Here is a 13,937-nt window from a genome sequence, read left to right on the forward strand (position 1 = left end):
AAGAATTATTGATAAGTTTTTGGTTTTTCAGTCGGTTTTAACCGACTTTTGCTATTAGCCCGGAAATTGATTTCCGGGCGGGTGTGGACAACATCACCGAGAAACTTTTTAACATTATCATTGATTTTCGAGTGGGTGTGGATGGAAAAACGATATGCTTTTTTTTGGATGTGGGGAAAGTGCGATCGCATATATCGCTCTTTTGTCATCAAAGTAACAAAAGAGCGATAATTAACGCAAAATAACGATCGCGTGAACTTCTTTTGAGTGCGATCGATCTAAATATCTGGATCTATCCCTAAATCTCGCAATCGTTGAGCTAATCGATCGGCCCGTTGAGCTTCCTGCGCGGCCCGTTGAGCCTCATATTTAACCTGTTCTTCAGGCGTCAAATAACGTTTTCCCTCAGCGTCATACCAATACAACCATTCTCTTGTCACCCCAGAATAATTTCCCCTCTCACAACCAATTCCTAAACCTATTTCCGGCATCCAAATTGGATTTCCTGACTGTAATTCATAGTTGCCATTAACTAATTTATGGACTTCCAAACGTGGTTTGCGGCGACGGCGGGAGGAATAAATGACATAATAAAGTATGCCTAATTCTTGATATTCAACTAATTTATCGCTGTATTCCTTCCGATAGTTTTGTGAAACAACTTCTAGCACCAAAGTTGGTACGACATTTTCATCCCACAATACATAACTGGGACGTAATTCTTCATCATAAAACCGTTCCACACCTAAACTTAAGAAAGCATCTGGTACGATCGCGGGGTAGTCAGGGTGATAATAAATACCCATATCGATGCCAAAAAACCAATCCATGCGTTCTGCCCAAAGAATGAGCAAAATTGCCTTTAGCAACCCTGGTATTAATTCTTGCAGTTCATTATCCACAGGTGTCTCATCAGAATCAGGTAGTTCTTCGGCAGAGGGCAAGTATCTCGGCAGCTGGTGCTTTAACATAGCAGCTTTCCCTAAAACTCACTTACAGCTTTTAATTTTATCAAATTTTTTTTGGTTAAATTGGAGGGGCAATTTATGAATTGTCCTTACAATCTGATTTGGGCATGGCGAGCTAGTTATGGTACAAACTCTGGAAAATGTGGAATAAATTTTAATGCGATCTCAGCACATTCAGATGAAGAAAGGAAGAACTATATTATCAGGAATAATGTTAAGAAGGTGAGTAAACTTAAAGTTTACTCACCTATAGTAGCAGATTGCAATTATAGCAATTCTAAACGATCCGTAAAAGCTGCTTTCCTTTCTGTGCGCCCTTTACAGTTAATTAGCGCTCAAAATCGACCATTTCACGGTTTGAGTACCGCTGTTGTCATAATATACGCCTTGTTGGTCGTTGTTGATGAAGGATACAGTTTCGCCCGGTTGAAGCTCAACTTTTTGTCCTTTGCCGTGAGCAACAGCTTGGTCATTTTTGAGAGCGACTAATGCAGCTGGTTTGATGTGGGAGAAACGCACATAGGGTTCTCGTCCGGAATTCTCCGGATTGCCATTAGCATCTACTGGATTGGCAAATATCCATGAGTCACCGTAGTTCCAGTCGCCCTCGGCTTGAATTTGCAATGTTATCTTTATATCGGATTCGTTAGTTAAGCTGGGAAGGTTTTGTTCCTCATTTGCGTAAACAGTAAGTTCGCCTGTGGGTAGTTCATAAGTTTTATTGTCCGGCTTAGAGACAATAGAACCTTCTTTTTGAACGTGTACGGGTAAAGGAATTGTCCGTTGGAATTTTCCATAGCGGAATTCCGATCGGAAAAATCCTTTGTCTTCAGCTTTGTGTTCGTAGCGGTGTTCGCCCGCAATAGAAACAGCTTCCCGCGTGACTTGGATATCTAAATCTTTTGCTTCCATACCGGGAAGTTGCACCCGCAGGATTAGGTTAGTATCTCTGTCTTGAAGTTCAACCGCAGGTATCCAAGTCATCTCCGACTGTTGGTTGTTTCCTGCTAATTCCTCAAACAACTCGTCAAACTGACGGCGTAAGGTTTCTATTTCTCGGAATGGTTGCCAACGTATAAGTGCCATACGTCAATTACCTCCGTAATAGACTTGATTAACTAAGTTGTTTTGGTTCTTGAGTAACACGATTGAATCTATTTTGCCTGGGGCAAGTAAATAGTTTTAGCTGAAGGTTGATAACATCTCTAACTGATTTACTTGCCTTTAATTTCATGTTCTCCTAACAGCACAATTTCGTCAGTGGGGAAAACCCTACTTATGCAGTGAGACTTTCACTACTCCACCCATTCCCAGCAGCTGATGTTAAAGCCGAAACCTTGTAGTGCGATCGCACCCACGTAGCCAGGAAAAGGGTTTAAATGCTGGAGGAACCAAGCTGTGGCTAATTGTCGATCGCCTTTAATGCTGAGTAGCCTAGCCGGTTCTCCCGGCGCTAAGGAAACATTAAACTCATCTAGGGGTAAAGCTAAGCCATCGCCAATTGCTTTGATGTAAGCTTCTTTGCGAGTCCAGCAATTAAAAAATGCAGCTTGTTTTTGACTGGGATCGATGTCGCGCAACACGGCATATTCTCGCTCAGAAAAGAAACGCTTGGCAATTTGTTCCGCATCTTCCATCGGACGGATTTGTTCGATATCGATACCGAGTTCGCGATCGCTTGTAACCGCATATAAAGCGACCCCATCAGAGTCAGATAAATTAAATCGAATTGTATCCCCACCGCAGCTTTTTGCCAATGCAGGTTTGCCGCGATAAGCATAATCAAAGTGCAATCGATCGGGCGACATATTCAAGTAGCGACCCAACAGCGTTCTGAGAATGCCACGGCGAACAATGAAACGTTTTTTATGCTGCTCAAAATAAAAGCGATCGGCCCTCTTTAGCTCATCCGCAGAGAGAGTTTGTGCCAACTGTAAAACCCGCATCTCTGGCAAGTCAAGATCGGCACACCAAATATGAATATCATTACTCGACAATGTAAAGTCTGCTGGTGGAGTATCCCAGAGACAACCAGAAACAGCCATTATTAGTTATCCTTTACGAGGGAGAAACAAAAGAGAGATTATGTCAAATTTTTCCGAAAATCCAAATACAGATAATCTAGTCAAAGTCAATCTTCCTCAAGAAGAAGATGTTTTCATTTTTCCTGCCTCTTTTGCTCAGCAACGACTCTGGTTTATCGACCAATTGGTTCCCGGTAATAGCTTTTATAATGTGCCGACAGCAATTCGTCTGACAGGTTCGCTCAAGGTAACCGCATTAGAGCAGACATTGAATGAAATTATACGACGACACGAAGCTTTGCGTACCGCATTTGGGATGATGGAGGGGCAACTGGTGCAGGTAATTGCTCCTACTTTTAACACATCCCTATCCGTATTCGACTTGCGGCATTTGCCGACAGAAGAACGGGAGGTGGAAGCAAAGCGCATCGTCACCGCAGAATGCGATCGATGTTTCGATTTATCGACTGGCCCATTGCTGCGATCGATGCTGCTTCAGCTTGCCGATACAGAACATATTTTATTGCTGAATATGCACCATATTATCTGCGATGATTGGTCGATTGGGGTACTAATTCGGGAACTGAGCGCTATCTACACAGCGTTTGCACAAAACCAGCTTTCTTATCTGCCAGAATTACCTTTACAATATGCAGATTTTGCTCACTGGCAGCGCGAATGGTTGCAAGGAGAAATGTTGGCAAATCAGTTAGCTTACTGGCGACAGCAATTAAACGGAATTTCTATATTAAATTTACCTACAGACAAACCTATATCGGCCAAACAAAGCTATCAAGGAGCCAGGGAATTTTTAGAATTACCAAAACATTTAGCAGATGCCCTAGAAACACTTGCTCAGCAAGAAGGCGTTACCTTATTTATGACATTGCTGGCGGCATTGCAAACCTTGCTTTACCGCTACACCCATCAAGAAGATATTGCAGTCGGTTCGCCGATCGCCAATCGTAACCGCAGCGAAATTGAAGGATTAATTGGTTTTTTTGTCAATAGTTTGGTGTTGCGTACAAACTTAAGTGGAAACCCAACTTTTCGGGAAATGCTAGCGAGAGTCAAACAAGTAACGCTGGGAGCCTACAGCCACCAAGATTTGCCTTTTGAAAAGTTAGTTGAGGAACTGCATCCAGAGCGAAACTTGAGCCGACATCCGTTATTTCAAGTGGTGTTTGGTTTCGAGAATGCCCCAATGTCTGCGCTAGAACTGCCCGGTTTATTGCCTAGTTTTATGAATATTGATTTTACCACAACTCGCTTTGATTTGGAATTGCATTTGTGGAAGTGTTCGGAGGATTTCCGAAGTTTATGGGGAGGAAAGTGGGAGTATTCGGAGGGGATTAGAGGCGTAGTGGTTTACAACACGGATTTATTCGATCGAGCCACGATTGTGAGGATGTTGGGACATTTTAAAACGCTGCTGTCAGGTATCGTTGCCAACCCAGAACAACGGATTGCTAATTTACCGTTATTGAGCGAAGCTCAACTATATAAGATATTAGTGGAATGGAATAACACGCAGGCAGATTATCCTCAAGATAAGTGTATACATGAATTATTTGAAGAAAAAGTGGAGCAATATCGTGATGCGATCGCAGTTAGTTTTGCAGGCAAGCAACTTACTTACGGAGAGTTAAATATACGCAGCAACCAACTAGCGCATTATCTCCAAAATTTAGGTGTAGCTTCGGAAGTTTTAGTCGGCATCTGTATGGAGCGTTCTGTAGATGCGATCGTCGGGTTATTGGCTATCCTAAAAGCGGGGGGAGCTTATGTGCCTTTAGACCCAACTTATCCGTGCGATCGCTTAAATTTTATGCTAGAAGATGCCCAAGTTTCAATTTTGCTAACACAAGAGAATTTGGTTAAGTATTTCGACAAGTTCTCCAAGCCAGTCGTTGATATAAATAAAGACTGGGAAATTATCGAGCGAGAAAGCAAAGAAAACCCAAACAGCAGCGTGACAAGCGATAATTTAGCTTATGTAATTTACACTTCTGGTTCTACAGGAAAACCCAAGGGAGTAGCCGTTACTCACAAAGCTGTAAATCGCCTTGTCTGCAACACAAACTATGTGCAAATAGCACCCGAAGATAAAATTGCCCAAGCCTCCAATACTTCCTTCGACGCAGCGACATTCGAGATTTGGGGAGCGTTACTTAACGGCGCTCAACTTGTGGGAATTAGCAAAGAGATCGTCCTTTCGCCAAACGAATTGGAATTGCAACTTCGCCAAAAAAAACATTAGTATTTTATTTTTGACTACAGCCTTATTCCAACAAATTGCCAGAATTGCTCCCCAAGCTTTTACTGGGTTGCGATACTTGCTATTTGGCGGTGAGAATGTCGATCTCAGATGGGTGCAAAAAGTTTTGAAAAAAGGAGTGCCAAAGCACTTAATTCATGTTTATGGCCCTACAGAAAGTACAACCTTTTCATCTTATTATCCCGTGCAGGAAATACCAGAATCGGCCACATCTATTCCCATCGGTCGCCCGATCGCCAACACGCAAATTTATCTGCTGGATGCACATTTACAGCCTGTACCTATTGGCATTGTTGGCGAATTGTACATTGGCGGTGATGGACTGGCGCGAGAATATTTACACCGTCCCGAATTAACTGCCGATCGCTTTATTTCCGTTCCAGATCCAAGAAACCCGGTTTCTTGGAGAAACCGGGTTTCTGTCGAAGAAACCCGGTTTATGTCAGCGCGTCTTTATAAAACTGGTGACTTAGCCCGCTATAAACCAGATGGCAATATTGAGTTTTTAGGGCGCATCGATAATCAAGTCAAAATTCGCGGTTTCCGCATTGAATTAGGAGAAATTGAAGCCGTACTTTGTCAGCATCCAGAAGTAGCAGAAGCTGTTGTAATTGTCAAAGAAGAAGTACCGGGCGATAAGCACTTGGTAGCTTACATCGTTCCTGAAAAACAACTAATTAATCCAAAATCCAAAATCCTCTCTTGCGAAGGTGGGCATCGTGACGGTCACCGCCAAGACGCCCACTTCGCGCAAAATCCAAAATCGTATGACTGGCGCGAGTTCGCGAAACAGAAATTACCAGACTACATGGTGCCTTCAGTTTTTGTGATGCTGAAATCCGTACCGCTGACATCGAACGGCAAAGTCGATCGCACTGCCTTACCTACGGTAGATACGCTCAGTTTTAATATAGAAGAAAATTATATAGCACCTCGCACTTCTGTCGAAGAGGTGCTAGTAAAAATTTGGGCTAAAGTTTTGGGAAGACAGCAGTTAGGTGTCCAAGATAACTTTTTTGAATTGGGCGGACATTCTTTACTCGCAACTCAATTAACTTCGCGAATACGCGATGCTTTCCAAATAGATTTGCCTGTACGCATATTGTTTGAAGCACCCACTGTGGCGAGTTTAGCTAGGTACATTGAAACAATGTCTTGGGCAGCGAAAAATTTGGATAGCAGTAACTCTACGACAAACGATCGAGAAGAGGTAGAATTTTGAATATAGTTGAGTTTTTATCCCAGCTTCGCAGTCTAGATATTCAGGTTTTTGTTGATAGCGATCGCATTCGTTGCAATGCGCCTGAAGGAGTTATCACACCTGAACTGCGTGCGGAAATTCAAGAACGCAAAACCGAAATTATTTTATTTTTAAAAGCTGCTAATTCCACAAGTAAAAACAATACTATATCTCTCGTACCAATTTCTCGCGATCGAAATATTCCGCTCTCATTCGCACAACAAAGATTGTGGTTTCTAGATGGTTTAGTCCCCAACAATCCCTTTTATAACGTTCCGGCAGCAGTGCGTCTCACAGGCTCGCTCAACTTAGAGGCGCTGTCACAAACTTTTAATGAAATTGTGCGGCGTCACGAAGCTTTGCGTACCACTTTTGTAACAGTTGAAGGGCAACCAGTTCAAGTAATTCATCCTGCCTTAAAAGTATATCTACCCATCATCGATCTGCAAGATTTACCACTAGGAGAACGAGAAAAAAAAGCGCTACGACTGACAGCACAGGAAGCTCAAAAACCTTTCAATTTATCCACCGAGATATTGCTGCGAATAACGCTGCTGCGACTGAGCGCAACAGAACATATTCTCTTATTGAATATGCACCATATTGTCTCCGATGGTTGGTCGATCGGCTTATTAATTCAAGAACTGGCAATCCTCTACACAGCCTTTGCCAACGAGCAGCCTTCTCCTTTGCCAGAACTACCAATTCAATATGCAGATTTTGCCTATTGGCAGCGCGAATGGTTGCAAGGTAAAGTGTTAGAAACCCAACTTAGTTATTGGCGGCAACAATTAAACGCTATTTCCACACTAAATTTACCGACAGATAGACCCAGACCCGCTATTCAAACTTACCGAGGTGCGCGTAAAATTGTTCAATTACCTAAAGGTTTGAGCGCAGCGCTAGAGGCTTTTTCGCAGCAGGAAGGCGTGACATTGTTCATGACCCTGCTAGCAGCGTTTCAAATTTTACTTTATCGCTACACGCAACAAGAAAATATTACTTTAGGTTCGCCGATCGCCAACCGCAATCGCAGCGAAATCGAAGGATTAATTGGCTTTTTTGTCAATAGTTTAGTGCTGCGTACCGATTTATCGGGAAACCCAACTTTTCGGGAAGTTTTAATGCGAGTCAAAGAGGTTACTTTGGGAGCTTACGCTCATCAAGATTTGCCTTTTGAAAAGCTGGTGGAAGAACTGCATCCAGAGCGTAATTTGAACCAAAATCCTTTATTTCAAGTTGTGTTTGCGCTCCAAAACTCCCCGATGTCGCCGCTAGAATTACCAAATTTAATGTTAAGTCCGTTGCAATTTGATACTGAAACGACGCGGTTTGATTTGGAGTTTCATTTATGGGAACCATCTCCCAACAATAAGCTGTGGGTAGATAGCGCCGAAGGAATCAGCGGTTTTGTCATTTACAGTACTGATTTATTCGATGAATCTACAATTAATCGGATGTGGGGACATTTTCAAACCCTGCTTGAAGGTATTGTTGCCAATCCCGAACAACAAATTGCAGAATTATCTTTATTAACTGAATCTGAGCTACACCAGTTGTTAGTCGAATGGAATGCTACTCAAGTAGAGTATCCCAAAAATCAATGCGTTCATCAGTTATTTGAGGAGAGGGTAAAGCAAAATCCAGATGCGATCGCATTAATATTTGAAGATAAGCAACTCACATACCAAGAGCTAAATATCCGCAGCAATCAACTTGCAAATTACCTACAAAATCTGGGTGTTGGTGCAGAAGTTTTGGTAGGTATTTGTGTAGAGCGATCGTTTGATATGGTAATCGGAATGTTGGGTATCTTGAAAGCAGGTGGAGCTTATCTTCCTTTAGATCCAACTTATCCATCCGAGCGCTTAAGCTTTATCCTAGAAGATGCTCAAGTATCTGTTTTGTTGACTGAGGAACGCTGGGTTAATAGAGTGCAATCCCGCAATTCAAAACTTATTTGTTTAGACAAAGATTGGCAAACAATTGCTGAAGAAAGCAAAGATAATCCCAGTGATAATGTTACAGCAAACAACCTCGCTTATGTCATTTATACTTCTGGTTCGACCGGAGAACCTAAAGGAGTTAAAATTGAACACAAGGGATTATTAAATCTCATCTATTGGCATCAAAAAGCCTTTGCAATATCACCGCTCGACCGAGCTACACAGATTTCTGGCGTAGCCTTTGACGCTTGTGTTTGGGAAATTTGGCCTTATCTTAGTGCAGGCGCTAGCATTTATTTTCCAGATGAAGAAACTAAGCGATCGCCCGAAAATATCCGAGATTATTTAGTAGCAAATGGAATAACAATTAGCTTTTTACCCACACCTTTAGCGGAAAAAGTTTTATTATTAGAATGGCCGCACGCAGTAGCTTTACGAATCTTACTCACAGGCGGAGACAAACTACATCACTATCCTATAGCTGAATATCCTTTTCAGCTAGTTAATAACTATGGGCCAACAGAAAATACTGTTGTGACAACCTCCGGGATAGTTCCTGTCAGCAAGCAACCCAATGTAGCGCCTGCAATCGGTCGTCCTATTGCCAACACAAAAGTTTATGTGCTGGATAAACATTTACAACCTGTACCTATTGGTATTCCTGGCGAATTATATATCGCTGGTGATGGACTGGCGCGAGGTTATTTAAACCGTACAGAATTAACAGAAACCCGGTTTCTTCAATTAACAGAAACCCGGTTTCTTCAAGAAACCGGGTTTCTATCAGAAGCACGCCTTTATCAAACAGGCGATTTAGTTCGCTATAGAACAGACGGTAACATCGAATTTTTAGGTCGCCTCGACGAGCAAATAAAAATTCGCGGCTATCGCATCGAATTGGGAGAAATAGAATCAGTACTCAGTCAGCATCCAGCCGTCCTACAAACAGTAGTAACCAACCGCGAATATGCAGGCGAAAATCGTTTAGTAGCTTATGTTGCGCTGAATCCAGAATACAGCAGCGAACAAGAACAAATTCAACAAAAGCAATTGCAAAATGAGCAAATTTCCCAATGGCAAATGCTCTACAACGAAACTTACGATCGATCTGTCACCGATCCAGATCCTACATTTAATATTGTCGGTTGGAATAGCAGTTACACCAATCAGCCAATCCCAGCCGAGCAAATGCAAGAGTGGGTGAATAACCAAGTCGCGCAAATCCTCGCGTTGCAACCCAGCCGCGTGTTAGAAATTGGCTGTGGAACGGGTTTATTACTATTCAGAATTGCACCTCACTGCCATAAATATTGTGGAACCGACTTTTCTTCTGCTTCGCTTGACTACATCCGACAGCATTTGCAAAACCAAGAATTACCTCAAGTAACGCTGCTTCAAAAAATGGCTACTGATTTTGAGGGAATAGAAGCCAAAAGTTTCGATGCGGTAATTCTCAATTCTGTTGTGCAATATTTCCCCAACATTGACTATCTTCTGCACGCGATAGAAGGCGCTATTGAGGCAACTGCTCCCGGTGGTGTTATCTTCATAGGAGATGTGCGTAGCCTGCCATTGCTGCAAGCTTTCCATGCGTCGGTGCAACTGCATCAAGCCGAGCCATCTCTCACCCGCGAACAGTTGCAGCAACGGGTAGAAATGCAAATATTTCAAGAAACTGAATTAGTCATCGAGCCAGCTTTTTTTATTGCATTAAAACAGCATTTCCCCCAAATTAATGACGTGCAGTTGCAGCCTATCCGAGGTCGTCATCACAACGAATTAACTCAGTTTCGTTATAATGCGATTCTTCATATTGGTGTTGAAAAAGATGGTGAAAGAACCCCACCCCAGCCCCGTGGCGGGGGGACTGAGGGTGGTTTTACAGACTGCTTAGACTGGGAGGAAAATAACTTAACCATCTCAACAGTGCGGCAGATATTGATTGATAATCAACCGGAAATTTTAGGCATCAGCAATGTGCCAAATGCGCGGGTAATGGCAGCAGTAAAAACGGTTGAATGGCTATTCAATACAGAAAAATTTGCGAGTGCAATCCAGATGCGAGAAGCTTTGCAAAAGCTCGATCGCATAGGAGTAGATCCGGAAGATTGGTATGTTCTAGATGTACCGTACAACATTGAGATTAGCTGGACAGATTCAAATAACGAAGGGCGCTACAACGTAGTGTTACAACGACAAGATGCAAGCAGCAAAAAATTAATTTTTCCACACAGCACTCAGTTACGTCCGTGGCAAACATACGCCAATAATCCCTTACAAGCTAAAGCCGCACGTAAATTAGTGCCGCAATTGCAGATGTATCTGGCAGAAAAGCTACCTGAATACATGATACCTTCGGCTTTTGTCGTGCTGGATTCTTTGCCTTTGACGCCGAATGGAAAAGTCGATCGCCGCGCTTTACCCGCACCCGATCCAATAAAACCAGAATTGGCAGCAGGTTATGTTGCACCTCGAACTCCCGTTGAGGAAATATTAGTGAAAATTTTTGCTGAAGTTCTGGGAGTTAAGCGAGTGAGTATTCACGAGAATTTCTTTGAATTGGGAGGACATTCTTTACTCGCGACTCAGCTTGTTTCCAGAGTGCGCGATGCTTTCAAGATAGAGTTGCCTTTGCGTAGCGTTTTTGAAACACCGACAATTGCAGAATTATCTAAAGTTGTTGAAGCTTTTAAAGATAGTAATGGTGAAAATAAAGCGCCTGCTTTGGTGCCAATTTCTCGTGAGAGTCGGCGGATGAAGTTATCTTCGCTGAACAAAGAAAGCAAATAGATCTCTCTTGGAGCATTTAATTAACGTATTAAACCCCAAAACAAGTTAACTATTTGCTTATCGCCATTAAATTTGATATAATATACGGCCAAATTATTATATTTGTGACAAAATGTAGGTATATATTCAAAATAACCGACGCTTTGTCACAATGTGGAGAGTTATATGGCTAATTCTAAAGCTGCACAAGTGCTGGAGCGACTGAAAAATCAAGGGGTTATCCGATCGAGGGATTTCCACGAGCAGGGAATTGAGCGAGAATACCTGCGCCGTCTGGAACAACGAGGGTTGCTAATGCGATCGGGCCGTGGTATTTATACTGTGACTGATGCCCAGCTGACAGAGAACCACAGTCTAGCTGAAGCTAGCAAGCGCGTGCCTCATGCTACTGTCTGTCTGCTCTCCGCACTCCGTTTCCACGAACTCACAACCCAAGCACCTTTTGAGGTTTGGCTGGCTATTGACAATAAAGCACGCACTCCAAAGGAGGATATTCTCCCCCTGCGTATTGTGTATATGTCTGACCCAGCTCTGAGCGCTGGCTTTGAAGAACATCAAATTGAAGGAGTGCCAGTACGAGTATATAGTCCTGCAAAAACAGTGGCAGACTGCTTCAAATATCGCAACAAAATCGGACTGGATGTTGCGATCGAAGCTCTACGTGACTGTTGGAAAAAACGCCGCAGCACAGCAGATGAAATTTGGCACTATGCCAAAATTTGCCGTGTTTCCAACGTTATGCGTCCCTATCTAGCATCGCTTGTATGAGCCAAAATCAGGCTACCAAAGTGGCAGTATCAGTACAGCAGAAATTGCGTAATCAAGCCACTCAACAAAAAGTAGCTCTTAATGCGCTTCAAACTCGTTATGCCAGAGAAAGGCTCTTATACCGACTGAGCAAATCAGCATATCGCGATCGATTTGTCCTCAAGGGTGCTACTCTTTTCTCTGCATGGCTTGACAAGCCGCATCGACCTACTCAAGACATTGATTTGCTTGGGCTGACAGATAATACTGTCGCTGATGTGGAGCAAGTATTTCGTGAAATATGTTGCTTGGAGGTTGAGGAAGATGGGCTGGAATTTAAGAAAGATACAGTTCGAGGTCAGCGGATAAAGGAAGGCGCAGCTTATGAGGGAGTGCGGATTCACTTAGATGCGTATTTTGCTGGAACCCGCTCCCGCTTTACTCTTCAAATCGATATTGGTTTTGAGGACAAGGTTACTCCAGAACCAGAGGTCATAGAACTTTCTACGATCTTGAATTTCCCAGCGCCCATACTGAAAACCTACCCTCGCGAAACTTTTGTTGCTGAAAAATTTGAAGCTATGGTGATGCTTGGTATGTTCAACAGTAGGCTAAAGGATTTCTACGATTTGTGGTTTCTTGCTCAAGAATTCGAGTTTGAAGGGGAATTACTTGGCCGAGCTATTAAAACAACTTTCACTTGGCGAAAAACACCAATACCGTTAGAAACCCCGACAGCCCTTAGTTCAGAATTTTATGAAGACTCCCAGAAACAAAAAGATTGGAAAGGCTTGTTAAATAAGTTGTCAGAAACAGAGAAAATAAAGAGCCTAAAAGAAGTTACAGATCTTTTAAAAAGCTTCCTCATGCCACCTACTATAGCTGTAGCGAAAGGAGAAACATTTGATAAACTCTGGATACCATCTGGAGCTTGGCAGAATCCTGAGCAAGCGAAGACCTCTAACCCTCCAAAACCTCACAAACGACTGTCATAGGGTTGAGAAAAAATAAATGTTGAGCAATTAGCACAAGTATTCATATTTCCGTATTTCTTGAATAAGCGATTTTTTTAACTAAGATGGAGCGGCAATAAATGTTAGTTTCTGTTATTACGCCTACAACTGGCAATCCTTTATTACAGCAAAACATTCAAAGTATACAAAATCAGGATTATAAAAATATCGAACATATAATCGTAATCGACGGCAAGGAAAGAGAGGATGATGCTTACAAGAGCATAAAAGAAATTGAACTTAAGAAACAAACTTATGTTGTAACTTGGCCTTATGCTACTGGAAAGGATAGATTTAACGGACACCGCATCTATGGGGCGAACTGTTATTTAGCGAATGGCGATTATCTGGTGTTTTTGGATGAGGACAACTGGGTGGATGAGAATCACATATCCTCATTAGTCGAGTTGGTAAGTAAGTGGCAATTAGATTGGGCTTACTCATTAAGAAAGATTGTCGATCGCCAAGGGAACTTCATTACTTACGATGATTGCGAAAGCCTTGGCAAATGGCCATCATTCTTGAGAGAACAAGATAATTTAGTTGATGTTAACTGCTATTTTCTCAAAAAACAAGTAGCAGTTAGCATTTCTCCTCTTTGGTATAGAAAAGCTAAAGAACCTGGAGTTCAAGATGTAGATAGAGCTATGTGCGCTAATCTCATAAAGTTATACCCTAATTTTGAAACTACAGGTTTTTATACTGTTAATTATCGAGTTGGCTCGACGGAAATATCAGTTAAACAGGAGTTTTTTATAGAGGGGAATAAAATTATGAAAAATAAATACCCTAACGAGTACCCTTGGCGTAATTCAAAATGGAGTTTATAGGTAGGGACTAGGGGTTAGGGGCTAGGGGCTAGGGGAAGAAGAGCCTCGAATCAAAGGGCTGAGCGCTCACAGCGAAGCCCTTGATTTGTAGGGGCGTTCGC

The 13,937-nt window shown here is 42.4% G+C and carries 8 protein-coding genes and 1 pseudogene; 5 read left to right on the top strand and 4 right to left on the bottom strand.

Annotation, left to right across the window (positions count from 1 at the left end):
- Nucleotides 1-5: 5 nt before the first annotated feature.
- The 4 genes from H6G03_RS13555 to H6G03_RS13570 form a co-directional block, all read right to left on the bottom strand.
- Nucleotides 6-209, bottom strand: coding sequence for a hypothetical protein (locus tag H6G03_RS13555; RefSeq protein ID WP_190464904.1), 204 nt, complete (start codon nucleotides 207-209; stop codon nucleotides 6-8).
- Nucleotides 210-278: 69 nt separating this feature from the next.
- Nucleotides 279-971, bottom strand: coding sequence for a Uma2 family endonuclease (locus H6G03_RS13560; protein WP_190464905.1), 693 nt, complete (start codon nucleotides 969-971; stop codon nucleotides 279-281).
- A 321-nt stretch (nucleotides 972-1,292) separates the two neighbouring features.
- A complete protein-coding gene (locus H6G03_RS13565) occupies nucleotides 1,293-2,054 on the bottom strand; it encodes an Hsp20/alpha crystallin family protein (protein WP_190464906.1) in 762 nt (253 codons plus the stop codon).
- A 209-nt stretch (nucleotides 2,055-2,263) separates the two neighbouring features.
- Nucleotides 2,264-3,013, bottom strand: a complete 750-nt coding sequence (locus H6G03_RS13570; RefSeq protein ID WP_190464907.1) for a 4'-phosphopantetheinyl transferase family protein — start codon at nucleotides 3,011-3,013, stop codon at nucleotides 2,264-2,266.
- Between the two features lie 40 nt (nucleotides 3,014-3,053).
- Here H6G03_RS13570 and H6G03_RS39755 point away from each other — a divergent pair.
- From H6G03_RS39755 to H6G03_RS13595, 5 genes and pseudogenes are all read left to right on the top strand, one after another.
- A pseudogene (locus H6G03_RS39755) lies at nucleotides 3,054-6,492 on the top strand (non-ribosomal peptide synthetase).
- Nucleotides 6,489-11,246 (top strand): non-ribosomal peptide synthetase, encoded by a 4,758-nt coding sequence (locus H6G03_RS13580; protein ID WP_190464908.1) that lies wholly within the window; start codon nucleotides 6,489-6,491, stop codon nucleotides 11,244-11,246. The pseudogene H6G03_RS39755 and the gene H6G03_RS13580 overlap by 4 nt, the downstream one beginning before the upstream one ends.
- A 165-nt stretch (nucleotides 11,247-11,411) precedes the next feature.
- Nucleotides 11,412-12,014 carry a type IV toxin-antitoxin system AbiEi family antitoxin domain-containing protein gene (locus H6G03_RS13585; RefSeq protein ID WP_190464909.1) on the top strand — a complete coding sequence of 201 codons (603 nt, stop codon included), beginning with the start codon at nucleotides 11,412-11,414 and terminating at the stop codon, nucleotides 12,012-12,014.
- Nucleotides 12,011-12,988, top strand: coding sequence for a nucleotidyl transferase AbiEii/AbiGii toxin family protein (locus H6G03_RS13590; RefSeq protein WP_190464910.1), 978 nt, complete (start codon nucleotides 12,011-12,013; stop codon nucleotides 12,986-12,988). The genes H6G03_RS13585 and H6G03_RS13590 overlap by 4 nt, the downstream gene beginning before the upstream one ends.
- Nucleotides 12,989-13,086: 98 nt before the next feature.
- Complete coding sequence (locus tag H6G03_RS13595; RefSeq protein WP_190464911.1) at nucleotides 13,087-13,836, top strand: glycosyltransferase; 750 nt, start codon at nucleotides 13,087-13,089, stop codon at nucleotides 13,834-13,836.
- Nucleotides 13,837-13,937: the final 101 nt, after the last annotated feature.

The sequence above is a fragment of the Aerosakkonema funiforme FACHB-1375 genome (genome assembly GCF_014696265.1).
GTDB lineage: Bacteria > Cyanobacteriota > Cyanobacteriia > Cyanobacteriales > Aerosakkonemataceae > Aerosakkonema > Aerosakkonema funiforme_A.

What these genes read in the sequence shown, in the direction of transcription:
- H6G03_RS13555 (WP_190464904.1), bottom strand. Translation starts at nt 209, where the DNA reads ATGACAAAAGAGCGATATATGCGATCGCACTTTCCCCACATCCAAAAA.
- H6G03_RS13560 (WP_190464905.1), bottom strand. Translation starts at nt 971, where the DNA reads ATGTTAAAGCACCAGCTGCCGAGATACTTGCCCTCTGCCGAAGAACTA.
- H6G03_RS13565 (WP_190464906.1), bottom strand. Translation starts at nt 2,054, where the DNA reads ATGGCACTTATACGTTGGCAACCATTCCGAGAAATAGAAACCTTACGC.
- H6G03_RS13570 (WP_190464907.1), bottom strand. Translation starts at nt 3,013, where the DNA reads ATGGCTGTTTCTGGTTGTCTCTGGGATACTCCACCAGCAGACTTTACA.
- H6G03_RS13585 (WP_190464909.1), top strand. Translation starts at nt 11,412, where the DNA reads ATGGCTAATTCTAAAGCTGCACAAGTGCTGGAGCGACTGAAAAATCAA.
- H6G03_RS13590 (WP_190464910.1), top strand. Translation starts at nt 12,011, where the DNA reads ATGAGCCAAAATCAGGCTACCAAAGTGGCAGTATCAGTACAGCAGAAA.
- H6G03_RS13595 (WP_190464911.1), top strand. Translation starts at nt 13,087, where the DNA reads ATGTTAGTTTCTGTTATTACGCCTACAACTGGCAATCCTTTATTACAG.